Source organism: Paucibacter sp. M5-1 (assembly GCF_027498415.2).
Taxonomy (GTDB): domain Bacteria; phylum Pseudomonadota; class Gammaproteobacteria; order Burkholderiales; family Burkholderiaceae_C; genus Roseateles_E.
Map to the genome: position 1 here is coordinate 1,028,670 of NZ_JAPZLM020000001.1, position 22,966 is coordinate 1,051,635.

Here is a 22,966-nt window from a genome sequence, read left to right on the forward strand (position 1 = left end):
CCGGCGCTGGCGTTGCCGAGGGATGACAGTGCGATCCGTGGATCAGGTCGCCGATCGACCGCCGCAGCGATGCGGCAGCCTGGCGGTCAGCAACTGTTCGTTTTTGCAACGAAGCATTGCGACAAGGCCTGACTTCACTGACTATTGGCCGTCAAACACGATCGCGAGATTTCGGCTTCAGGGAGGCGACGTGCAAGGATGGAGCGCAAGCTCGGCGCGCGCGAACGCGCCTGCAGCGGCCGCTGGCCCCGGTGACGAGGCCACGGCCTTTCTGCTGAACCAGCCCGCCGGGCGCGCAGAGCGCCGGCGGGCGCTGGCCGTGCTGCTGGTCTCGCTGGTCTTGTTCTGCGTGGTGGCGCCACAGGCCAAGCTGAAGCTACCAGCGGTCGTGGCCTTCATGCCGATCTATGAGTCGGCCCTCGTGATCATCGATCTGATCACGGCGGTGCTGCTGTTCGGCCAGTACCGCATCCTGCGCTCACCCGCCCTGCTGCTGCTGGGCAGCGGCTATCTGTTCAGCCTGCTGCTGACGGTCGGGCATGGGCTGACCTTTCCCGGCATGTTCACGCCCACCGGTCTGCTGGGCGCGGGGCCACAGAGCACGGCCTGGATCTATATGTTCTGGCACAGCGGTTTTCCGCTGTTCGTGCTGGGCTATGCGCTGCTCAAGCGCGCCGCGCCGCTGCCCTCGCCTGCCTATGGCCGCATGGCCCTCGCGGTGCCGCTGCTGGCCACACTGGTGGCGCTGGGCCTGATCGCGCTGGCGACAGCCGGGCAGGCGGCGCTACCGGCCATCATGAGCGGCAACCAGTACACCGCAGCGATGCGGGGCACGGTAGCCAGCGTCTGGCTATTCAGCCTGGTGGCCCTGCTGGTGCTGTCGCGGCAGCGGCCTTACACGGTGCTGGACCTGTGGCTGGTGGTGGTGCTGAGCGCCTGGCTGTTCGATATCGCCTTGTCGGCCATGTTCAACGGCGGCCGCTACGATCTGGGCTTCTATGCCGGCCGCATCTTCGGCCTGCTCGCCTGCGGCGTGGTGCTGCTGGAGCTACTGCTGGAGAACGGCATGCTCTACGCCCGCCTGGTCCAGGCGCATCAGGACGAACACCGCAAAAGCGTCGAACTTGCCGCCGCTCGCGACGCGGCCCAGGCCGCCACGGCGGCCAAGAGCCTGTTCCTGGCCAGCATGAGCCACGAGATCCGCACGCCGATGAATGCCATCATCGGACTGACCCATCTGGTGCTCGAGACCGATCTGCGGGCGCGCCAGCGCGATCTGCTAAGCAAGGTACAGACATCGTCCCGGGCCCTGCTGACCCTGCTCAACGACATTCTCGACTACTCGAAGATCGAGGCCGGCAAGGTGGTGCTCGAACGCGAGGAGTTCAGCCCCGAGGAGACGATAGAGAATGTCGGCCATCTGTTCTCGGCCCGCATCGAAGAGGCCGGCCTGGAGCTGTTCTTCGAGATCGGCGAGGACATCCCGCAGCGCCTGTGCGGCGATGCGCTGCGTCTGACCCAGGTGCTGAACAATCTGGTCGGCAATGCGATCAAGTTCACCGCCCGCGGCGAGATCGTGATCGGCGCCGAACTGGTCTCGCGCAGCGAGACCCAGATCCAGATCCAATTCAGCGTGCGTGACACCGGCATCGGTCTGCCCAAGGCCCAGGCCGAGCGCCTGTTCCAGGCCTTCGAGCAGGCCGACAGCAGCGTCACCCGCCGCTACGGCGGCACCGGCCTGGGCCTGGCGATCTGCAAGCGCCTGGTGGTATTGATGGGTGGCGATATCTGGGTGCGCAGCACGCCCGGTGAAGGCAGCTGCTTCAGTTTCACGGCCAATTTCGAGCCGGCCAGCGAGGCCGCCGAGCGCATCGACCTGCACCGCATCCACGGCATGCGCACGCTGATCGTCGACAGCCAGCCCACCGCGCGATTGATACTGCAGCAGATCTTGCAAAGCTGGCGTTTCCAGGTAGGCACCGCTTCATTCACCGACGACGCGCTGTTGAAGCTGCGCCGCACCGACCGCCGGGCCCCCTACGAGTTGCTGCTGCTCGACTGGAAGACCGCCGGCCTCGAGCTGGTGCAGCAGGCACGACAGATCGCGGGCGAGCATGGCGGCCGACCACTGGCGGTGCTGATCATGGTCGGCGCCCAGCAGCGCGAGCAGATGCTGGAGGAGATCGACGGCGACGCGGCCGGCATCGGCATCGTGCTGAAGCCGGTCACGCACTCGCGGCTGTTCGAGGCGGTACTCGAATTGCAGCATGGCCAGACGGCACCGCCGCCGGCCCAGGGCATCGGGGAGTCGAGTTTTGCAGAGCTGCTGCGGCCGCTGCGCGGCGCGCGCGTGCTGCTGGCCGAGGACAATCTGGTCAACCAGCAGGTGGCCTGTGCCTTCCTGGAGCTGGGAGGTCTGGAGGTCACGGTGGCCAACAACGGCGAGGAGGCCGTTGACTGGATCAAGCGAGCGGCCTTCGACATCGTGCTGATGGACATGCAGATGCCGGATATGGACGGTATCCAGGCCACGCGCGTGATCCGCAGCCTGCCGCAGGCGGCCCGTCTGCCCATCATTGCGATGACGGCCGCCGCACTGGACGAGGACAAGCAGGAGTGCCTGGCCGCCGGCATGAATGCCCACGTCTCCAAACCCATCGACCCGCGCCAACTTGCGCGCACGCTGCTGGATTGGGTACCGCCGCTGGACCATGACCAGCAAGACCGGGCCGGTGGCCGATGAGCAGGCATCGCTGCGCAAACAACACTCGCGCCGGCCCCGCCGGCCTCATGCCGCCCGGCCATGGTAATTTCGCCCCTGCGCGGACGCTGGCGCGTCCACCTGGGGCATGAATCAATGATGCTGAACACTCGGAATCTGGTCTTGGCCTGTGCAGCGATGGGCTTGCTGGCGCTCGGCCTAGTCGGCTGGCAGCTGACCCAGCGCCCGCTCGCCACGCCAGGCAGCAGCAGCGATTCGGGTCTCGTGACCCCGGCGCCGGCCCGGCCTGCGGTCGACCCGCCGGCCACGAGCGCGACACCCGCATTGCCTCCAGTGCCGCCCGCATCTGCGACGATGGCCGCAGAGACAAACGCCCCAGCCCCGAAGACACCGAACACCCCGACCGCCGCCAAAGCCGCGCCCCCGGCCCCCCCGCGCACGGCCGCCACGGCAAGCCCGGCGATCAAGCACCGGGTCGCCGCCCAGGCCACGCGGCCGCCCATCCTGCCCAACGAGGTGGACAGTGTGGTGGCCAAGACCTTGGGGCCGAAGGCGCTGGCTCGCTACTTTTATATGGAGCCGCTGGCACGCCGCTTCGTCGCCAGCGTCGACAAGCTGGGCGAGAAGCAGCCACCAACCTCGCAATGGCTGCTGCGACCGGCCCGTGGCGAGCTGCGGCTGAGCCCTGCCCGCAAGGCTCAGGACGGCCGTGTGATCGCCGCCGCCAACAGCCAGCGCTATGCAGACTTCCTGCGCTGGTTCGAGCGCACGGACAACGCCCGCCTGCTCTCGCTGTATGCCCGCATGTATCCGCTGCTGCAGCAGACCTATGTGGAGCTGGGCCATCCAGAGGGCTATTTCAATGACAGGCTGATCGCGGTGATTGACCAGATGCTGGCCACGCCGCTGCAAAAGAGCGCGCTCAGGGTCAAGCCGGCCAGTCCCGAGACCCTGGCCGCCGCCGCGCGCACGCCGACCACGCCGCGCTACGAGATCGCCGATCCGGCACTGGAGGCGCTGAGCACCGGGCAGAAGATGATGCTGCGCATCGGCCCGGCTCAGGCGGCGCGGCTCAAGATCAAGCTCAAGAGCTTGCGCGCCGGTCTGCTGCGGCTGGGGCGCTGAATGCCGAGCTGGCGCGTCCTCGCCCTGCTGCTGGCCGCCCTGCTGCTGCAGGCCTGCAGCACGGTCAAGCTGGCCTACAACCAGGCGCCCACGCTGTTGTACTGGCGCCTGGACAGCTATCTGGACTTCAACGACGAACAGGCGCCGCAAGTGCGCGAAAGCCTTCAACGCCTGCAGCTACGGCATCGGCGCGAGCAGCTGCCGCGCTATGCAGAGCTGCTGCAGCGCGTGCGGCCCCTGCTGGCCGAGCCGATCGCGGCCGAGCAGGCCTGCGCCATCGTCGAGCAGGGGCGCAGCCTGCTGGGCGAGCTGGCCGAGCCAGCGCTGGATACGCTGGCGTGGCTGGCCGGCGATCTGAGCGCCGAGCAGCTCAGGCATCTGGAGCGCAAGCAGAGCACCGCCAATCTCGAGTGGAAGCAGAAGTGGGTGGACATTCCGGCCGAGCAGCTGGCGAGCCTGCGCTACGAGCAGGTGCTGTCGCGCAGCGAGATGCTGTACGGCAGCCTGGACGAGGCGCAGAAGAACGCGATCCGCGCCGGGCTGGCGTCGGCGGTGTTCGATCCGCAGCGCAGCTATGCCGAGCGGCTGCGCCGCCAGCAGGATCTGCTGCAGCAGTTGCGCCGCATCAAGACCGAGCAGCTCGCCCCCGAGCCGGCGCGCGCACTGCTGCGGGCCTGGCTGCAGCGCGTGACGGTCTCGCCCGACCCGGCCTACCAGCGCTACCAGCAGGCGCAGATCCGCGAGGGCTGCAACACCTTCGCACGGCTGCACAGCGCCACGACACCGGCTCAGCGGGCCCGGGCGCAGCAGACGCTGAAGAGCTACGAAGACGACTTCCGGCAGCTGGCCGCAGCAGCCTGAGACGGCCTCATGAGCCCTGTTTGGGGCTCGCCGAATCGATGCTGCTTCCGTATGCTCGCGCCAGCAGGTCAACAGGGAGCATGCAGATGGCCACTCGCCCCGGCTACAACAGCGCACAGCTGGCAATCGAACTCGACGGCAAGGTCGCCGGCCCGGTGCAAAGCCTGCAAATGCCCGCCTACCGGCTCGAACCGGTGGTCGCACCGATAGGCCCGGACCGCCGGCCGGCGCTGGGCAATAACACCCATATCGAGCCGATGCAGGCCGAGTTCGAACCGCTGCAGGCGCAGGCCCTGCTCGATTGGGCGCTCTCGCTGCCCGAGCACAGGCCTGCCGAGTTGGCCGGCGCCGCGCTGGTGCTGGACCAGAACGGCAAGCTGCAGCGCCGGGTCGAATGGCGCGAGGGCCTGCTGACCGAGCTGCGGCTGCCCATGCTGGACGCGACGTCCAAGCAGCGCTTTGGCATCGGCATCAGCTGGCAGCCCGGCAGCGTGGTCTATGCGAAGCCGGACGGCTCGGCCAGGCTGCCCGCCAGTCCGCGCGGCAAGGGGCCGACGCTGGCCAACTTCCGCGTCTCGGGCCTGCCCTTCGACGCCAGCTTCATCACCCGCGTCGGGTTGCCGACGGTGACGAGCAAGATAGTCGAGGACGGCTTCGGCAGTTTCCGCCCTCCCCGTCCCAGCTATAAGCGCATCGATCTGGGCGAGCTGACCCTGGAGTTCTCGGCGCGCTCGCGCGACGCGGTGCTGGCCTGGGTGCAGAAGATCATCGACGACGGCCGCATCCTCGAGGAGGAGTATCTGGACATCGTCATCGACCTGCTCGATGCGGCGATGAAGAAGGTGCTGCTGAGCCTGCGCCTGTCGGGCTGCGGCCTGCTGGCCTATGAGGAAGCCCGGCTGGAGAGCATGGCCGACCAAGCAGCGACCGTGACGCTGCGCCTGAGCATCAGCGAGCTGCAGCTCAAGCTCGGCAGCTGAGCCGGCGGTTCAGCCCAGACACTGCCCGCTGCGCCGCTCGGTGGCCGGCAGGGCCAAGCCGGGCAGTTCCAGCGCATAGTGCAGCGACAGCAGCTGCCAGCCTTCCGGGCCGAGCTGCCACTGCATGCTGTTGACACCGCTGTAGTCGGGCCGGGCCTGGGCCGGATCGCGGCGGGTCTCGACCACGCTATAGACCTGGGCATGGGCGCCATAGCGGCGCTGCTCGCGGTGGATCTCGCACTCATGCATGGCCGGCCCCGGCCGGGGTTTCAGCAGGGCCAGAAACTGCGGCGCCGACCAGGCGCGCGTCTCGGTGCTGGCGGCGCGCAGGGTCTGGCCGAACACCATGGCCTGCGGATGCAGCAAGGCGCTCATGCGAGCGACATCGGCGCCCTGGTCCACACCGTGGCCGAAAGCGCGCCACAGCGCGCCGACCTGGGCGTCCAGCGCCGCCTGGCTGTGGGCCTGCGCGGCCGGGCCCAGCGCGGCCAGCACCGCCGGCCAGCTGACCCGGTACATATGGGCCAGGCCTGGGGCGCCGCCAGCCAGCGGCCGGGTCGAGGCAAACAGCAGCCACTGGCCGTCGGCGCTGACCGAGGGGGTGAACTCGAAATCGGGCCCGTTGATCGGCGCCGGCAGGCGCAGCGCCGGGCCGAAGCCGGCGCCGACCCGCTCGGCCAGGTAGAGATCGCCACCCGCGCTGCCGGCGCGGCGGCTCCACCACAGCGCATGACGGCCGTCCGGCGTCAGGCTGAAGTCGCTGTTGAGTTCGCCCTCGTTGATCGGCGCCGGCAGGGCCACGGGCGCGGCGCTGCCGGACTCGACCGCATAAACACTCAGCTTGGCCGGCCCGCCGGCGCGGTAGGAGGCGAAGTACAGGCGCTCGCCATAGCGCTCCGGGCCCAGCTCATAGGCCGGGCTCTGCCAGGCCTCGGCCAGCCGGGTCGGCGGGCCGGCCCAGCGGCCATCGACCAGGGAGACCTCGTACAGATCGAGCTGGCCCAGCGCAGCGCCGGCGCCTTGCGTCGGCCGGTCCGAGACAAAGCTCAGGGTCTTGCCGTCGGCGCTCAGATGGGGGTCGGAGTCGCGCCAGCGCGGGTCGGCAAACGGCAGGGGCTCGGCGGCCCGCCAGCGCTCCCCGTCGCGCTTTTGGGTGTAGATCTGCGAGTCCTTGAAGCCGGCGGCCGAGCGGGCGAACACGCGGGTGTCGCCGCGCTCCTGCAGGTTGTAGGCCTGCAGTCCGCTGCTGCCCAGATCGCCCAGATCGATGATCTCGACGCTCAGCGTCTGGGCCTGTGCGCCGGCCAGCGCCAGCCAGGAGGACAACACAAGGAAGGCGTAGCGTGACATCGGGATGATCAGAGAGTGGGCCAGCGCGCGATGCTAGCCAGGGCCGCAGGCTCGACCGGCGCCATCCGACCAAGCCCGGCCGGCGTCGGACGAAGCGGGCTATCGCACCGACGAAAGCGTCTTGGCCGTCGCCGCCGGCGTGGCCAGGCAGCCCAGCCCCGCCAGCGTGGCCTCCACCGCCTGGTCCAGCGGCGTGTGCGGCTCATGGCCCAGCACCGCGAGCAGTCGGGCGTTGCTCATGCGCACCGGCTGCCGCCACAGATAGCGCATCTCGCGCAGCTCGCGCAGAAGGCCGACGAAGGGGGTGGCCAGCGCGACCAGCCACCAGGGGAAGGCGCGCAGCTGGGGTGCGGCGCCGCCGTGCCGGACCACCGCCGCGCGGATCGCTTCACCCATCTGCCGGCCGTCGGCGTCCCAGTGGCCGGCCATATGGAAGCTGGCGAACGCCGGCAACTCGGCGCGGCGCTGCAGCAGCTCGACCATGGTCGCCGCAACATCGGGCACATAAGACCATTGGTGACCGACACCCGTAGCACCCGGCAGACTGACGGTTGTGACCGTACGGCCTGGCTTGACCAGCCCCTGCGCGAACCAGCTGTTGCCGACCCTGGGACCGAAGAAATCGCCGGCCCGCACGATGATGACGCGACAGCGCCCACCCTCGGCAGCCGCCTGCAGCCGCCGCTCCAGCTCGACACGGATCGCGCCCTTGCGCGTCTGGGGCCGCTGCGGTGCATCCTCGGCCAGCAGCGGGAAGGCATCAGGGCCGTAGTTGTAGACGGTGCCCGGCAGCACGATGGTGGCGCCCTGGGCCTGGGCGGCGGCGATGGTGTTGTCCAGCATCGGCAGCACCAGCTCGGCCCAGCGGCGGTAACCGGGCGGATTGACCGCATGGACGATCACCGCGCAGCCCTGCGCGGCGGCCATCACGTCCTCGCGCTTCATCGCATCGCCGCGCAGCCAGGTGATGCCATCGCGCTGCTCGGTGGCCTGGGCCGCACCGCGCTGCAGCGCCCGCACCTGCCAGCCCCGGTTGCGCAGCTGGCGTGCGACCTCGCCGCCGATGCCACCGCTGGCACCCAGCACCAGCACCGTGTTGTCGTTCCTGCTCTTTGCCATGCCCATCTCCTGAAAACCTGTTGCGATGGCCACAGTCTCGGCGGCCCTGCGCTTTAATGGAATTAGCGAACACAAGCGAGCGGCTATACATTTATGTATGGATCAAGAGATTGGCTGGGAGCTCTACCGGACTTATCTGAGCGTGCTGCAGCAGGGCTCGCTGTCGGGCGCGGCACGGGCGCTGGGCATCGCCCAGCCCACCGTCGGCCGGCACGTCGAGGCGCTGGAAAAAGCCCTGGGCCTGCCGCTGTTCACCCGCTCGCAGCTGGGCCTGCAGCCCACCGAGGCGGCGCTGGCGCTGCGGCCCCATGCCGAGGCGATGAGCAGCCATGCGGCGGCGCTGCAGCGCGCGGCGGCCAGCCAGGGGGTGGAAGGCGGCATCCAGGGCACGGTGCGCATCACGGCCAGCGAGGTGATGGGTGTCGAGGTGCTGCCGCCGATACTGGCGCGGCTGCAGACGCAGCACCCGGCGCTGACCATCGAGCTGCTGCTGAGCAACCAGCTGCAGGACCTGCTGCAGCGCGAGGCCGATATCGCGGTGCGCATGACCGCACCGCAGCAGGCCCAGCTGATCGCGCGCCGGGTCGCCCCGGTGGAGTTGGGCCTGCATGCCCATCCGCGCTATCTGGACGCCCAGGGCACACCGGGCTCGCTGGCCGAGCTGGCCCGGCACCGGCTGATCGGTTTCGATGTCGAGACGCCCTTTGTGCGCGCGGCCCGCAAAAGCATCGGCATTCCCTGGCAGCGCGAGGCCTTCCGGCTGCGCAGCGACAACGATCTGGCCCAGCTGGCGCTGATACGGGCCGGTGCCGGCATCGGCATCTGTCAGGTGGCACTGGCCCGGCGCGAGCCGGCGCTGCAGCGGCTGCTGCCCGATCAGCTGTCTTTTGTGCTGGAGACCTGGGTCGCGATGCACGAGGACCTGCGCGCGAGCCCGGCCTGCAAGCTCACCTTCGAAGCGCTATGCCAGGGCCTGGCGCCGCCTGTGCAATCTCCTGCGCCGCCGCATTGAGCAGCTCGCGCAGCCAGCGCTGGCCGGGGTCCAGCTCGTGGCGCGCATGCCAGAACCTGGCCGATCGCGATGCCGACCAGCTCGAAGGGCAGCTCGCGGCTGGCCAGCTGGGGCGAGAAGCCGGCGGCCGGCACAAAGCTGCTGGGCAGCACGGTCAGCAGATCGCTCTGGCGCACCGTCAGGCCGGCGGTGAAATAGCTGTTGACCGTCATCACGACCTCGCGCTCGCGGCCGATCAGGGCCAGCGCGTCGTCGACAAAGCCGCGCGCGCGGCCGGCGAAGCTGACGCGCAGATGCTGGGCCTGGCAATAGGCGTCCAGGGTCAGCGCGCCCGGCGCGGCCAGCGGGTGGTCCCCGCGCATCACGCAGAGGTACTCGGTCGCATACAGCGGCGCCAGCCGTATCAGCTCGGCCTCGCCCTGGGCCGCCAGCAGGCCCGGCAGCTCGGGGAAGAAACCGACCGCCACATCGGCCCGGCCCTGCTCCAGCATCTCGCGCGGGTCGCGCGAGGTCAGCGGCACGATGCGCAGCGCCACCCGGATGCCCTCGCGCTGGAAGCGCTTGGCCAGGGCCGGCACGAACAGCGCGGCCGTCGCGTCGGCCATCGCCAAGGTGAAGGCGCTGCCCGGCTCGCGGGGGTCGAAGGCCTGGGGTTCGAAGGCGCGCTGCAGATGGCCCAGCGCGGTGCGCACGATGGGCCATAGCACCTCGGCATGCTCGGTCGGCACCATGCCCGAGGAGGTCGGGATGAACAGCTCCTCGTTGGTGGCCTCGCGCAGCCGGCGCAGCGCATTGCTGACCGCCGGCTGGGTGATGGCCAGCCGGGCGGCGGCCCGGGTCACATTGCGCTCCTCCATCACCACATCGAATACCCGCAACAGGTTCAGATCGAGGGTGCGGAAGTTCAGGGGGCGTGGATTCGACATGTCCGGATGCTAAATCCATCACGGGCCATTCGCGCCAGTGATACCGCGATTCGGATTCGCAATTGGCGGCCTCTACGTAAAAACCGCAATATTCGCTCCATGGATACGGAGCGCTTGTGCTCCCTCCATACGCAAGAAGGGAAACACCATGTCCACCACCAGCCTCAACCTGCCGCTTCATGTGATGCCGTCCGACGTCGCCCGCGCCCACAGCGCCCAGGCTTCCGGTGCCCGCCTGATCGCGGCCGGATCGGCGGTGTGGCGCTTCCTGAGCGCCATCGGCGAAGCCCGCGGTCGCCAGACCATCGAAGAGCTGATCAAGAGCACCGAGATCACCCGTCCCGAGCTGTCGGCCGCGCTGCGCCGCGCCAACAACGGCAACTGGTCCTGAAGCGACAAGGGCGGCGCTAGACTGGCTGCATGCGCAGCCCGTTGCCCCGCCCTGCCGCCTCCGGGCCACTGGAGGCTTGAACCATGGCCTACGGCGCCATGGTCGGCACCGCCAGCTACCGCTTCGCCGATCTGCGCGAGCTGCTGGCCAAGGCCTCGCCGGAGCGCTCGGGCGACCAGCTGGCCGGCATCGCCGCCGAGAGCGCCCGCGAACGGGTCGCCGCCCGCTTTGCGCTGGCCGACCTGCCCTTGACACGCTTCCTCAGCGAAGCCGTGATCCCCTATGAACAGGACCAGCTGAGCCGGCTGATCATCGACGGCCACGACGCGGCCGCGCTGGCCCCCATCGCCCATCTGACGGTCGGCGGCCTGCGCGACTGGCTGCTGTCCGACGCCGCCACGCCCGAGGTGCTGGCGGCCCTGGCCCCGGGACTGACGCCCGAGATGGTCGCGGCGGTCAGCAAGCTGATGCGCAACCAGGACCTGATCCTGGTGGCCAGCCGCTGCCGGGTCGTCACCCGCTTTCGCTCGACCCTGGGCCTGCCCGGCCATCTGGCGGTGCGGCTGCAGCCCAACCACCCGACCGACAGCCCCGCCGGCATTGCCGCCAGCATCCTCGACGGGCTGATGCACGGCGCCGGCGATGCGGTGATAGGCATCAATCCGGCCGCCGACAGCGTGCCGGCGCTGTGCCGGCTGCTGCACCAGCTCGACGAGCTGATCCAGCGCCACCAGATCCCCACCCAGAGCTGTGTGTTGAGCCATGTCAGCAACACGCTGCAGGCGATCACGCTGGGCGCGCCGGTGGATCTGGTGTTCCAGTCGATCGGCGGCAGCGAGGCCTGCAACCGCAGCTTTGGCGTCGACATCGCCCTGCTCGACGAGGCCCATGCAGCCGCCCGCGCGCTGGCGCGCGGCACGGTCGGCGACAACCTGATGTACTTCGAGACCGGCCAGGGCAGCGCGCTGTCTGCCGCGGCCCATCACGGCGTCGACCAGCAGACGCTGGAGACCCGCGCCTACGGGCTGGCACGGCGCTACCGGCCGCTCCTGGTCAACACCGTGGTCGGCTTCATCGGGCCCGAGTACCTGTTTGATGGCAAGCAGATCATCCGCGCCGGCCTGGAGGACCATTGCTGCGGCAAGCTGCTGGGCCTGCCCATGGGCTGCGACATCTGCTACACCAACCATGCCGAGGCCGACCAGGACGATATGGACAATCTGCTGGTGCTGCTGGCCAGTGCCGGTGTGAACTTCATCATGGGCGTGCCAGGCGCCGACGATGTGATGCTGAACTACCAGAGCAGCTCCTTCCACGACGCCCTGTTCCTGCGCCGCCTGCTCGGGCTCAAGCGCGCGCCGGAGTTCGAGGCCTGGCTGCAGCGCATGGGCATCAGCGGCAGCGACGGCGCGCTGCTGGCGCCGACCGCGCACCCGCGCCTGATGCCTCCACAGGGCTGGGCATGAACGGGGACGACGAGCCCTGGGCCGAGCTGCGCCGCCACACGCCGGCCCGCATCGCGCTGGGCCGCAGCGGCAGCAGCCAGCGCACCGCCGACTGGCTGCGCTTCGCGGCCGACCATGCCCAGGCCCGCGATGCCGTGCATCTGCCGCTGGACGAGGCCGTGCTGCGGGCCGGTCTGATCGAGGATGGCTGGCCCGCGCCGCTGCTCGTGCACAGCCGCGCCGGCACACGCGCCGAGTATCTGCGCCGGCCCGATCTGGGCCGCCGGCTCGACGCGGCCGATGCCGCCGCGCTGCATGCACGCGCCGACGCGTCGGTCGAGCTGGCCCTGATGCTGGGCGATGGTCTGTCGGCGGCCGCGCTGCAAGCCCATGCCCGCCCGCTGCTGCGGGCGCTGCGCGAGGCCCTGGCGCAGCGGCTGAGCATCGCGCCCCCGGTGCTGGCCCTGCAGGCCCGTGTCGCGCTGGGCGACGAGATCGGCGCGCTGCTGCAGGCCAAACTGGTGCTGGTGCTGATCGGCGAGCGGCCGGGCCTGAGCTCGCCCGACAGCCTGGGCGCCTATCTGACCCATGGGCCAGCGGTCGGCCGCCACGACGCGCAGCGCAACTGCGTCAGCAATATCCGCCCGGCGGGTCTGGCGCCGGCGCTGGCGGCTCAGCGCCTGGCCTGGCTGATCCAGGCCTCGCTGCGGCGCGGCCTCAGCGGCATCGCGCTGAAGGACGATAGCGAGGCGGCGCTGATCGCGGGTCAGCCATAAAGGCCGTCAGCTCGGCTCCCGCGTGATCGCGCTCGCGCTCACGACCCGGTTGCGGCCGCTGCGCTTGGCTTCGTAGAGCGCCTCATCGGCCTGGCCATAGGCGGCATCGAAGCTGCTGCCGCGCGGCAGACAGGCCACGCCGAAACTGGCACTCACCGCATGGCCACCCGGCAGGCCGAAGTCGTGGCCGGCCACCTTGCGGCGCAGACGCTCGGCCAGCGCGACCGCCGCCTCGCAGCCATCATCGCGCAGCAGCACCGTGAACTCCTCGCCGCCGACCCGGCCGATATCGGCACCGGGCGGCACCTCGGCCTGCAGACAGGCGACCACGCCGCGCAGCACCGCATCGCCGGTCGGGTGGCCAAAGCCGTCGTTGACGCGCTTGAAGTGGTCGATGTCCAGCACGATCAGCGCCACACCATGCTGTGTCAGATAGCGGTTGGCGCGCTCGATGATGGCCGCGCGATTCAGCACACCGGTCAGCGAGTCGTGGGTGGCGCGGTACTCCAGCTCGCCGGCCAGCTCATGCAGGCGCTGGTTGAGCCGGTTCATCTCCAGCTCCTCGCGGTCGCTGCGGCGCACCAGCCGGCGCGTCTCGCGCAGCAGCCGCTCATAGGCCAGGATCAGCTCGCCCAGGGCCTGGTGGTGCCAGGCCCGCTCGTCGGCATAGGCATCGCGGGCCGCCGCCAGCGCGCGGATCTCCAGCTCGAACAGATCGTCCTCGGGCTGCGGCATGCGGTACATCATCGTCGTCGCGCCCAGCTGCTGACGCGCGTTCACACCGTGCCCACCGGCTGCATCACGAACGCGATGGCCGGGAAGTCATCGACCAGTTCCTGGCCGAATTCGTGGATGGTGTCGTCCTCGGCGTCGTGGAACCAGTGCAGAGTCACCCGGTTGCCGCCGGCCTCCACCGCTTCGGCCAGCGCCTCGATGATGTTGAACAGCATCTTGGTGCTGGAGCTGTTGAAGTAGGCCAGCGCGATATTGACGGTGATGGTGCGCTGCTTGCAGGAGCCCAGGTAGGCGCGCAGCTGGCGGATGATGTCGCCGTAGAAGGCGGCCGCGTTCTCGGGATAGGACTCGCCGCGCAGGCTCAGCACGCCCTCGTCGAAGCGGAAGTCCACCTCGGGCGAGCTGGGGCTGGCGGCGATATAGAGGGTGTTCTCCATGCCTGGGTTCTCGTGGTGGGGAATGGAAGCGGGCATCAGATGACCGCCCGCAGGGAGAGGACCAGGGTGTCGGGCCGCTCGTCCAGGGCTTCGATGCTGAAGGCCAGCGGCTCGCTGGCATCGCGTGCCATGGTCAGGAAACCCATGCCCGCGCCCTTGCTGCCCTCGGGCGTCTCGGCGCGCAGGCCGTCGCGGTAGGCCTTCTTGATCTCGTCCAGGGTCATGCTGCGCAGGCGCTCCAGCTTCTCGCGCAGCGCCTCGGCCACGCCGGCCTCGACCGGGTTGGCGCACAGCAGCAGGTAGCGGCCGTCGCGCTCGCTGATGCAGACCGAGCCGTGGCGCAGCTCGCGCTCGGTCTGGCTGCCGGGGGTCAGCGCGTCGGCCGAGTAGTGGATGATGTTCTGCGCCATCTCGATGAAGGAGGAGAACAGCTTGCGCCGTGTCGGCCCATCGACGCCGCTGACCTCCAGCTGCAGCTTCACCGCCTCGGCCATCGCCGCGATGATGTTCTGCGAGAAGTAGCCGACGTAGTAGAAGATCACCCGGTGGCGCTGCGCCAGGTCGAAGAAGGCTCCGTACTCTTGCACGATGGGAGCGGGGGAAGACATGATGACAAGGACTCCTAGACGCGGAAACAGAAGAAGCTGAGGTCGTCGCGGCGGTGGTGCGGGCCTTGCCAGGCCTGCAGCGCGTCCAGCAGCGCACGGTTGATGTCGGCAGCGGGCCGTTCGCGCTGCGCCAGCAGCAGCTCGCGGATGCGGCGCTTGCCGAAGGCGATGGCCTTGGGGCCGCCGATCTGGTCGATCAGGCCGTCGGTGGTGACGAAGACCAGGCTGCCGGGCTGCAGCGGCACGCAGCGGTTGGTCCAGGCGAAGTCGATATCGCTGTCCACATAGCCGACGCCCTTGCGCTCGCCATCGATCATCTCGACGCCGGCCTGGCCCGGGTTCAGCAGGAACAGCGCGGTCTTGGCACCGGCGAAATGCAGGCTGCGCGTGCCGGCGTCGAACCAGAAGCAGGCCGCGTCCATGCCGTCATCCGAGCCGGGCGTCTCATCCTGGCCGTCCATCTGGCCCAGCATCTGCTTGATGCTGCGGTTGACGCTGGCCAGCAGCCGCGCCGGGTCGCGCGGGCCATGCTGCTCGATCGCCTTGGACAGCGTGATCGAGGCGATCAAGGTCATGAAGGCACCGGGCACGCCGTGGCCGGTGCAGTCGGCCACGGTCGCGAACCAGCCTTCGGGCATCGCGCTGAACTGGTAGAAATCTCCGCCCACCACATCGCGCGGCTCCCACACCAGGTCGGCGTCCAGCCGGGTCTGGGCCAGGGCCTCGCGCGAGGTGCGCAGCATCGAGCGCTGGATCACGCTGGCGTACTCGATGCTGTGCATGATCTGGCGGTTGCGCGCCTCCTGCATATCGGCGACCACGCGCATCAGCGGCAGGCCCTGGCCGACCCCGGCGAAAACGCCGTCGCGGGTGATGATGAAGCCGTCGGTCAGCGCCTTCTCGCCGAAGGCCACGGCACGCTGGGTCAGCTCCTCGATGGCCATGCCGGCGTCCACCACCAGCGGCTCCTTGTCCATGAAGGCGATGCAGCTCTTGCGGTTGTAGAGCTCCCGATGAAAGGGCTTGCTCATCTGCGAGAGAAAGATATTGCGGTTGATCAGCCCGATCGGCTGACCGCCCTCCACCACCGGCAAGCTCATCAGCTCGCGGTGCCGGGTGAACACCTCCATCACCTGCTCGTTGTTCTGATCGGTGCCAATGGCCGGCACGTCGATGCACAGATCGCCGGCACTGGGCTGGCGGAATCTGGGGCGGCAGTCTTGCAGATAGGAGGCGGCAGCGGCGTCGGGCATGGCGGGCGCAGAGAAGCACAAGCCCGGGATGCTAGGCAGAGCAGATCACATGGCTGTGACAACTCGTCACAAACTCGGCGCTACTCGCCGCAAGCCGCACTTGCGTGACCAATGTCGCAGCCCGGCCGCCCGGCTGCGGCGCCCGCGCAACGCTTCAGTGCAGCGCCGACAGGAACTGCTTGAGCTCGGGCGTTTGCGGCGCACCGAAGATCGCCTCGGGCGGTCCCATCTCGTGGATGCGGCCGGCATGCATGAAGACCACGCGATCGGCCACCTTGCGCGCGAAGTTCATCTCGTGCGTGACCATCAGCAAAGTCATGCCCTCGTCGGCCAGGCTCTCGACCACGCGCAGCACCTCGCCGACCAGCTCCGGGTCCAGCGCCGAGGTGATCTCGTCGCACAAGAGGATGCTGGGCTGCATCGCCAGCGCGCGCGCAATCGCGACACGCTGCTGCTGGCCACCGGAGAGCTGGTCCGGGAAGGCCTCGAACTTCTCGGCCAGGCCGACCCGCTCCAGCAGCTGGCGGGCCTGACGCTCGCCCTCGGCCGTGCCCTGCTTCTTGACCAGGCTGGGCGCCAGCATCACATTGCGGCCCACGCTGAGATGCGGGAACAGATTGAAGCTCTGAAAGATCATGCCCACATGCTGGCGCAGCTCGCGCATCGCGCGCGCATTGCCATGCAACAGCGGCAGGCCGTCGACCAGCAGCTCGCCCTGCTGGAACTCCTCCAGCCCGTTGACACAGCGCAGCAGCGTGCTCTTGCCCGAGCCGCTCTTGCCGATGATGGCGATCACCTCGCCGGGCTCGACCTCCAGATCGATGCCCTTGAGTACCTCGTTGGCGCCGTAGGACTTGCGCAGCGCGCGGATGCTGGCGGCGGGGGTGTGATCAGTGCTTGTTGACATTCAATTTCCTCTCCAGCGAGCGGGCATAGAAGCTCACCGGGAAACACAGCGAGAAGTACATCAGCGCGACGCAGCTGTAGACCAGAAAGGGCTGGAAGGTGGCATTGCTGATCATCGTGCCGGCCTTGGTCAGCTCGACAAAGCCGATCACCGAGGCCAGCGCCGTGCCCTTGATGACCTGGACCAGAAAGCCCACCGTCGGCGCGATCGCCATGCGGCCGGCCTGCGGCAGCACGATGTGGCGCAGCTGCTCGCCAAAGCTCATCGCCAGGCTTTGCGCCGCCTCCCACTGCCCCTTGGGCACGGCACGCACGCAGCCCTGCCAGATCTCGGCCAGGAAGGCGCTGGTGTAAAGCGTCAGCGCCAGCGCGGCAGCCGTCCAGACCGAGGTCTCGAAGCCCAGCAGCGCCATGCCGAAATAGGCCAGGAAGAGCTGCATCAGCAAGGGCGTGCCCTGGAACAGCTGCACATAGCCGCCCACCAGGGCCTGGGCGCCGGGCCAGCGCGCGGTGCGCGCCACCAGCAGCGCCAGGCCCACCAGGCCGCCGCCGACAAAGGCAATCAGCGACAGCACGACGGTCCAGCGCAAGGCCATCAGCAGATTGCGGACGATGTCCCACAGACTGAACTCAACCACGGCGATGTCCTCCAAAAAGGAAACGTGGCCCCAGCCAGTTCAGCAGGCTGCGCAGCGCGATGGCCAGCAGCAGATAGATGGCGGTGGCGACGATGAAGGACTCGAAGGCGCGGAAGTTGCGGCTCTGGATCAGGTTGGCGGCGTAGCTCAGCTCCTCGGTGGCGATCTGGCCGCAGACGGCCGAGCCCAGCATCACGATGATGATCTGGCTCACCATCGAGGGCCAGACCCGGCGCAGCGCCGGCGGGAGCAGCACATGGAGGAAGACCTGGGCCCGGCTCAGCGCCAGGCTCAGCCCGGCCTCGGTCTGACCGCGCGAGGTCGACGCGATGCCGCCGCGCACGATCTCGCCGGCGTAGGCGCCCAGATTGACCACCATCGCGATCACCGAGGCGGTCTCCGGCGTCAGCTTGACGCCCATCGCCGGCAGGCCGAAGAACACAAAGAAGAGCTGGACGATGAAGGGCGTGTTGCGGATCGCCTCCACATAGCCGGTCGCCAGCCAGCGCAGCGGCGCCGGCCCGTCCAGCCGCGCCCAGGCGCAGGCCACGCCCAGACCCACGCCCAGCAGCGCCGCGATCGTGGTCAGGCCCAGGGTCCAGGCCACCCCGGTCAGCAGCAGCCGCCATTCGGCCAGCACGGCCAGGAAGTCAAACGTGATCACAGCGGCAGATCACCGGCGCCACGGCCCAGCCACTTCTTGGACAGGGCCTCGATGCTGCCGTCCTTCTTGGCCGTCGCGATGATCTCGTTGACCTTCGCCAGCAAGGCGTCCTCGCCCTTGGCCACGCCGATGAAGCAGGGGCTGTCCTTGAGCAGCAGCTTGTACTCGGCGCCCAGCTGCGGATTGCGCTGCGCCATCAGACCGGCGGCCGAGGCGCTGGTCGCGATCAGCTGGGTCTGGCCGGCCACATAGGCGGCCACCGTCGCGTTATTGTCCTCGAAGCGCTTGATCTGCAGGCTGGCCGGCGCCACCTTGCCCAGCTCCTGGTCTTCCATCGCGCCGCGCGTCACCGCGACGGTCTTGCCGGCCAGATCCTCCCAGCTCTTGACCGCCATGGCCTTGGGGCCGAACACGGCCTGGTAGAAGGGCGCATAGGCGGCGCTGAAATTGATCACCTTCTCGCGCTCCGGGTTCTTGCCCAGGGTCGAGATCACCAGATCGGCCTTCTTGGTCTGCAGATAGGGAATGCGATTGGCGCTGGTGACCGGCACCAGCTCGAGCTTGACGCCCAGCTTGGCGGCGATCAGCCGGGCCATCTCGATGTCCAGGCCTTGCGGCGCCATATCGGTGCCGACGAAGCCGTAGGGCGGGTAGTCGGTCGGGACCGCGATATTGATCTGCTTCTTGGCCAGGATGCCGTCCAGCGCGGTCTGCGCCTGGGCCGACAATGCACCAAAAAGTGTCGCGAGGGCCAGGCTGGTGTGCAAAAAGGGGCGGCGTTGCATGCAATGGACTCCGGGTTGGTGATGACTGTCACAAGCTTGTGCAAAACCCATGCCACGGCTTTGGATTTTTTGAACGCTGTGATCAATCGCCGCCAGCCTCCGGCGCCGCCGCAAGGCCCACACTGAAGCCATGGCCTCAACCCGACTTCCCACCTACTTCCTGTCCCATGGCGGCGGCCCCTGGCCCTATATGGACGGCCCCTTCCGCGAGAACTTCCATCAGCTGGAGGCCTCGCTGAAGGCCATCCCGGCCGAGCTGGGCAGCAAGCCTCGCGCGGTGCTGATGATCTCCGGGCACTGGGAGGCGCAGCAGTTCAGCCTGATGGCGGCCGAGCGGCCGACCATGGTCTATGACTACGGCGGCTTCCCGGCGCACACCTATTCGATCCGCTACCCGGCACCGGGCGACCCGGCGCTGGCCAGGCAGGTCAAGGCCTTGATCGAGCAGGCCGGCCTGCCCAGCGCGCTGGACGCGCAGCGCGGCTTCGACCATGGCGCGTTCACGACCCTGTTCCCGATGTACCCCGAGGCCGGCGTGCCCGTGGTGCAGCTGTCCATGCTGCAGGGCTACGACCCGGCCATCCATCTGGCGCTGGGCCGGGCGCTGGCGCCGCTGCGCGACGAGGGCGTGCTGATCATCGGCAGCGGGCTGAGCTATCACAATCTGCGCGCCTTCGGCCCGGCGGCCAGGACGGCCTCGGGCCAGTTCGACGCCTGGCTGCAGCAGACCCTGTTGCAGACCCCGCCGGCCGAGCGCAGCGCGCTGCTGACGCAGTGGAGCGCGGCGCCGGCGGCCCGCCAGGCCCATCCGCGCGAGGATCACCTGATCCCGCTGATGGTGGCGGTCGGCGCCGCCGAGCAAGAAGCCGGCGCGCTGATCTATCACGAGAGCGCCTTCATGGGCGGCGTCACCGCCTCGAGCTTCCGCTTCGGCGCCCTGCCCGGCTGAAGCCGGGCTCAGGCCAGCGAGCGCTGCATGAAGCGGGCCTCGGGCCCGAAGCTGGCCAGCTTGGCGGCCAGCGTGGCCGAGAGCTGCTGCAGCGAGGCATAACCCTGGCGCTGCCAGAAGGTCTCGGCCCCCTGCACGGCCACCAGGCCCAGGGTCTTCAGGCCCAGATCGCCGGCCCGGCGCTCCAGATGCTCGACCAGGCGGCGCGCCAGCCCCAGCGAGCGGCCGGCCGGCGCCACGGCCAGGTCGTGCAGATACAGCAGGCGCGGCTCGGCCGGCAGCTGCAGGCTTTGCGCATTCAGCGCCGGCAGGCTGTCATGGCACAGCGGCAGGCCCACCAGATAGGCCAGTGGCTGCTCGCCGCGCCAGGCCATCCAGCAGGTCCGGTAAGGCTCGGCGGCGCGCAGCTTGGCCGCGAAGGCCTGCGCATCTTCCAGAAAATCGGCGCCATAGCACTGCGCCTGCAGGGCCAGCACCGACGGCACATCGGCCGCCGACAGCGGGCGCAGAACAATCTCAGACATTGAAGAGAACCAGTAACTGCCCGCTAAGCGGCGTGAAGATCAGCACAAAGCCCAGCACATTGACGATCACCGTCAGCCAGAACAGGCGTAGGAACTCCGGCTTGTTGGATTTGTGGCGCAGGATGTGCTGGGCCAGCAGCGCACCGGGCCAGCCGCAGGCCAGGGCCAGGCCATGCAGCGTGCCCTCGGCAACCCGCCACTGGTTCAGGCGCGCGGCCCGCTTGTCGCCGGCGTAGACGATGAAGGTCGCCAGGCTCATCGCCAGATAGGCACCCCACAGCGCACGCGGCAGCTCGAAGGCCAGCTGGCAGATCAGCACCAGCGCCGCAAAGCCCGGCACCAGCCACAGGCTCAGGCCACGCCGGGCCTCGCGCCGCGAGCGCTCGCGCTCCAGCGCGGTCGGTCCGGCCGGGGCCGCCGGCTTGGGCTCCAGGCTTTGCACCTTCAGCGCGCGCGGCTTGCCCTGGGCGTCCTCGCCCGGCTGATAGCTCAGGCGTTCGCCAACAAACGGCCGGCGTGCGCGCAGCCCAAAGGCCTTGATATGGACGAAGAGCTTGGCCCCCCCGGCGTCCGGGGCGATGAAGCCATAGCCCTTGGCGTCGTCCCACTGGATCAGTTTTCCGTTCGCTCGCATCACGCTGTCATTAAAAAAGCCCGCTGACGCGGGCTCTTGCCTTGCGGGAGTCTAGCTCCGTTCAGCGGCCAAAACCGCTGCGGCGCGGTGCGCCGGCCGGCGGGCCGTTGCGCTTGGCACCCGGGCCGCCGGGACCGCGGCGATCGCCACCGAAGGAGGGACGCTCACTGAAGCCGGCGCCACCACGCGGCTCGAAATTGCCACCGCTACGGGGGGCAAAGTCGCGGGCGGTGAAGTTCGGCTTGTTGCCGAAGCTGGGCTTGCCGCCAAAGGCCGGCTTGTCGCCATAGCTCGGGCGGTCGCCACGCGGAGCGAAGTTGCGGTCGGCATTGTTGCCACGGAACTCGCCGCGCGGCTCGAAGCCTTCCGAACGCGGGGCCGCATCGCGGTGCTGGAAGGGCTTGCCGCCTTCACGGGCGAACGAGGGCTTGGGGCCGTCACGATGGAAGGGCTTGCCACCACCAAAGGTCTTGCCGCCGCCACCGAACTTGTTGCCCCAGGCCGGGCGGGCGCCACGGTCCTCGAAACCACCACCGGCACCGGCCGGACGCGGCGGGAAGATGCGCGGTTCTTGCGTCTTCGGCTCCAGGCCGGCGATCTGCGCCACCGGGATGGTCTGGGTCGTGAACTGCTGAATGCGGCGGATCATCGACACATCGTCACGCACGGCCAGCGTCACGGCCAGGCCGGCGCGGCCGGCACGGCCGGTACGGCCGATGCGGTGCACATAGTCCTCAGCCTTCATCGGCAGACCGTAGTTGATCACGTGGGTGATGGTCGGCACGTCGATGCCGCGGGCGGCGACATCGGTGGCCACCAGCACGCGCACTTCGCGACGGCGCAGCGCCATCAGCACGCGGTTGCGACGGCCTTGCGGCATGCCGCCGTGCAGCGGCGCGACCGAGTGGCCGATCTCCTGCAGGCGCTCGGCCAGCCAGTCGGCGTCGCGCTGGGTCGAGGTGAACACCACGGCCTGGTCCAGCTCGGGCTCGGCCAGGATGGCCTCCAGCAGCTGATCCTTGTGGTTGTTGTTGTCGGCCCAGTGCAGGCGCTGGGTGATGTTCTCGTGGGTGTCGGTGTGCGAGGCGACATCGACGCGCAGCGGGTCACGCAGCAGGTCATGGGCCAGGCGGCCGACGTGGCCGGCGAAGGTGGCGCTGTACATCACGGTCTGGCGGGCCGCCGGGATGCGCTCGGCGATCACCTTGATGTCGTCGATGAAGCCCATGTCCAGCATGCGGTCGGCTTCGTCGAGCACCAGCATCTCGACATTGTCGAGCACGGCCTTGCCGGACTGCAGATGGTCCAGCAGACGGCCGGGGGTGGCGATCAGGATGTCCAGCGGGCCGGACAGCTGCTTGATCTGCAGCGCGTAAGGCATGCCGCCCAGCACGGTCGACAGCTTCAGGCCCGGCACATGGCGGCCGTAGGTCTGGGCGGCCTTGGCCACTTGCATGGCCAGTTCGCGGGTCGGGGTCAGCACCAGGATGCGGGGGCCGAAGATCTTGCCCTTTTCACGGCGGGTGTTGTTGTCACCGCGGGTGTCCAGGATCTTCTGCAGCGCCGGCAGGATGAAGGAGGCGGTCTTGCCCGAGCCGGTGCGCGAGGACACCATCAGGTCCTGGCCGTTGAGGCCCGGCGGGATCGCCTGGGCTTGCACTTCGGTCGCGGTTTCGTAGCCGGAGTCTTTCACGGCGCGCAACAGGGACTCGTGCAGGCCTAGATTTTCAAAGCTCATATCTTCTTTCAACAAAGCCGTGCCCTGCCCCGGTCTTGGCGGGACAACAGCACGCGCCTGCCGCGCCAAATCAATAGGGCGCGGTCAAGCCAGTAAAGTCGCTGGGAGAAAGCTCGCGTCGCACACCTTTTTTTCGCGCGGCTCAACAAGAAATGAGCCAGGCCTGGTGCGGCGCCGGGGAACAGTCATAGCGACGGCATCGCCGCCGACCGAACCCGAAGGGTGCTCAGCGCGTCGCATGAAGCCCGGTGGCGATCACCGGATACGGCCTGAACGTGGTCAGAGGAGACGAACGAACCGTTGCAGACAGCGCTGCAACGAAGCCGCGACTATAGCACGCTAGGGAAAATACTAGCAAGCGCGGCTTGACTATTTGTTGGCGGGGCGG

Annotated in this window: 22 protein-coding genes and 1 pseudogene; 9 read left to right on the plus strand and 14 right to left on the minus strand. The window is 68.9% G+C overall.

The window, feature by feature from the left end; genetic code table 11:
* Positions 1-190: 190 nt before the first annotated feature.
* The 4 genes from O5M90_RS04760 (at position 191) to O5M90_RS04775 (ending at position 5,688) form a co-directional block, all read left to right on the plus strand.
* A complete protein-coding gene (locus O5M90_RS04760) occupies positions 191-2,743 on the plus strand; it encodes a response regulator (RefSeq protein ID WP_269840182.1) in 2,553 nt (850 codons plus the stop codon).
* Positions 2,744-2,860: 117 nt separating this feature from the next.
* Positions 2,861-3,847 carry a DUF3014 domain-containing protein gene (locus O5M90_RS04765; protein ID WP_440401842.1) on the plus strand — a complete coding sequence of 329 codons (987 nt, stop codon included), beginning with the start codon at positions 2,861-2,863 and terminating at the stop codon, positions 3,845-3,847.
* On the plus strand, positions 3,848-4,708 hold the full coding sequence (locus O5M90_RS04770) for a DUF6279 family lipoprotein (RefSeq protein ID WP_269840184.1): 861 nt from the start codon (positions 3,848-3,850) through the stop codon (positions 4,706-4,708).
* Between the two features lie 86 nt (positions 4,709-4,794).
* Positions 4,795-5,688, plus strand: coding sequence for a hypothetical protein (locus tag O5M90_RS04775; RefSeq protein WP_269840185.1), 894 nt, complete (start codon positions 4,795-4,797; stop codon positions 5,686-5,688).
* Between the two features lie 9 nt (positions 5,689-5,697).
* Here the strand turns inward: O5M90_RS04775 and O5M90_RS04780 are convergent, their stop codons facing one another.
* Positions 5,698-7,038, minus strand: coding sequence for a hypothetical protein (locus O5M90_RS04780; protein ID WP_269840186.1), 1,341 nt, complete (start codon positions 7,036-7,038; stop codon positions 5,698-5,700).
* Positions 7,039-7,137: 99 nt separating this feature from the next.
* Positions 7,138-8,157, minus strand: a complete 1,020-nt coding sequence (locus tag O5M90_RS04785; RefSeq protein WP_269840187.1) for an SDR family oxidoreductase — start codon at positions 8,155-8,157, stop codon at positions 7,138-7,140.
* Between the two features lie 97 nt (positions 8,158-8,254).
* Here O5M90_RS04785 and O5M90_RS04790 point away from each other — a divergent pair, with 97 nt between their 5' ends.
* Positions 8,255-9,169 (plus strand): LysR family transcriptional regulator, encoded by a 915-nt coding sequence (locus O5M90_RS04790; RefSeq protein WP_269840188.1) that lies wholly within the window; start codon positions 8,255-8,257, stop codon positions 9,167-9,169.
* Positions 9,170-9,237: 68 nt separating this feature from the next.
* On the opposite strand, the pseudogene O5M90_RS04795 reads toward O5M90_RS04790, so the two are convergent.
* A pseudogene (locus tag O5M90_RS04795) lies at positions 9,238-10,095 on the minus strand (LysR substrate-binding domain-containing protein); the annotation flags it as partial.
* A 148-nt stretch (positions 10,096-10,243) separates the two neighbouring features.
* On the opposite strand from O5M90_RS04795, the gene O5M90_RS04800 reads away from it, so the two are divergent.
* The 3 genes from O5M90_RS04800 to eutC all read left to right on the plus strand — a co-directional run bounded on the left by O5M90_RS04800 (position 10,244) and on the right by eutC (position 12,707).
* On the plus strand, positions 10,244-10,486 hold the full coding sequence (locus O5M90_RS04800) for a hypothetical protein (protein WP_137942129.1): 243 nt from the start codon (positions 10,244-10,246) through the stop codon (positions 10,484-10,486).
* Positions 10,487-10,569: 83 nt separating this feature from the next.
* Complete coding sequence (locus O5M90_RS04805; RefSeq protein WP_269840190.1) at positions 10,570-11,952, plus strand: ethanolamine ammonia-lyase subunit EutB; 1,383 nt, start codon at positions 10,570-10,572, stop codon at positions 11,950-11,952.
* Positions 11,949-12,707 carry an ethanolamine ammonia-lyase subunit EutC gene (gene eutC, locus O5M90_RS04810; protein ID WP_269840191.1) on the plus strand — a complete coding sequence of 253 codons (759 nt, stop codon included), beginning with the start codon at positions 11,949-11,951 and terminating at the stop codon, positions 12,705-12,707. The genes O5M90_RS04805 and eutC overlap by 4 nt, the downstream gene beginning before the upstream one ends.
* A gap of 6 nt (positions 12,708-12,713) precedes the next feature.
* Here the strand turns inward: eutC and O5M90_RS04815 are convergent, their stop codons facing one another.
* The 8 genes from O5M90_RS04815 to O5M90_RS04850 all read right to left on the minus strand — a co-directional run bounded on the left by O5M90_RS04815 (position 12,714) and on the right by O5M90_RS04850 (position 18,733).
* Positions 12,714-13,442 carry a GGDEF domain-containing protein gene (locus tag O5M90_RS04815; protein WP_269840428.1) on the minus strand — a complete coding sequence of 243 codons (729 nt, stop codon included), beginning with the start codon at positions 13,440-13,442 and terminating at the stop codon, positions 12,714-12,716.
* Between the two features lie 41 nt (positions 13,443-13,483).
* The gene (locus tag O5M90_RS04820; RefSeq protein WP_262970744.1) at positions 13,484-13,879 is read right to left on the minus strand and encodes a DUF1987 domain-containing protein; all 396 of its coding nucleotides are present in this window, start codon (positions 13,877-13,879) and stop codon (positions 13,484-13,486) included.
* 35 nt (positions 13,880-13,914) lie between these two features.
* Positions 13,915-14,487 carry a SiaB family protein kinase gene (locus O5M90_RS04825; RefSeq protein ID WP_137942126.1) on the minus strand — a complete coding sequence of 191 codons (573 nt, stop codon included), beginning with the start codon at positions 14,485-14,487 and terminating at the stop codon, positions 13,915-13,917.
* A 14-nt stretch (positions 14,488-14,501) separates the two neighbouring features.
* Positions 14,502-15,740 (minus strand): SpoIIE family protein phosphatase, encoded by a 1,239-nt coding sequence (locus O5M90_RS04830; protein WP_269840192.1) that lies wholly within the window; start codon positions 15,738-15,740, stop codon positions 14,502-14,504.
* A 154-nt stretch (positions 15,741-15,894) separates the two neighbouring features.
* Positions 15,895-16,647, minus strand: a complete 753-nt coding sequence (locus O5M90_RS04835) for an amino acid ABC transporter ATP-binding protein (RefSeq protein ID WP_262970560.1) — start codon at positions 16,645-16,647, stop codon at positions 15,895-15,897.
* Positions 16,631-17,284: an amino acid ABC transporter permease gene (locus O5M90_RS04840; RefSeq protein WP_269840193.1), complete on the minus strand. Its 654-nt coding sequence runs from the start codon at positions 17,282-17,284 to the stop codon at positions 16,631-16,633. The genes O5M90_RS04835 and O5M90_RS04840 overlap by 17 nt, the downstream gene beginning before the upstream one ends.
* Complete coding sequence (locus O5M90_RS04845; protein ID WP_269840429.1) at positions 17,277-17,945, minus strand: amino acid ABC transporter permease; 669 nt, start codon at positions 17,943-17,945, stop codon at positions 17,277-17,279. The genes O5M90_RS04840 and O5M90_RS04845 overlap by 8 nt, the downstream gene beginning before the upstream one ends.
* The gene (locus O5M90_RS04850; protein ID WP_269840194.1) at positions 17,945-18,733 is read right to left on the minus strand and encodes a transporter substrate-binding domain-containing protein; all 789 of its coding nucleotides are present in this window, start codon (positions 18,731-18,733) and stop codon (positions 17,945-17,947) included. The genes O5M90_RS04845 and O5M90_RS04850 overlap by 1 nt, the downstream gene beginning before the upstream one ends.
* A gap of 130 nt (positions 18,734-18,863) precedes the next feature.
* On the opposite strand from O5M90_RS04850, the gene O5M90_RS04855 reads away from it, so the two are divergent.
* On the plus strand, positions 18,864-19,682 hold the full coding sequence (locus O5M90_RS04855; RefSeq protein ID WP_269840195.1) for a DODA-type extradiol aromatic ring-opening family dioxygenase: 819 nt from the start codon (positions 18,864-18,866) through the stop codon (positions 19,680-19,682).
* Positions 19,683-19,690: 8 nt separating this feature from the next.
* Here the strand turns inward: O5M90_RS04855 and O5M90_RS04860 are convergent, their stop codons facing one another.
* The 3 genes from O5M90_RS04860 to O5M90_RS04870 form a co-directional block, all read right to left on the minus strand.
* Positions 19,691-20,206 carry a GNAT family N-acetyltransferase gene (locus tag O5M90_RS04860; protein WP_269840196.1) on the minus strand — a complete coding sequence of 172 codons (516 nt, stop codon included), beginning with the start codon at positions 20,204-20,206 and terminating at the stop codon, positions 19,691-19,693.
* Complete coding sequence (locus O5M90_RS04865; RefSeq protein ID WP_269840197.1) at positions 20,199-20,840, minus strand: cold shock and DUF1294 domain-containing protein; 642 nt, start codon at positions 20,838-20,840, stop codon at positions 20,199-20,201. Before O5M90_RS04865 ends, O5M90_RS04860 begins: the two co-directional genes overlap by 8 nt.
* Before the next feature lie 61 nt (positions 20,841-20,901).
* Entirely contained in the window at positions 20,902-22,578 is a 1,677-nt protein-coding gene (locus O5M90_RS04870; protein WP_137942117.1) for a DEAD/DEAH box helicase, read from the minus strand.
* Positions 22,579-22,966 lie beyond the last annotated feature (388 nt).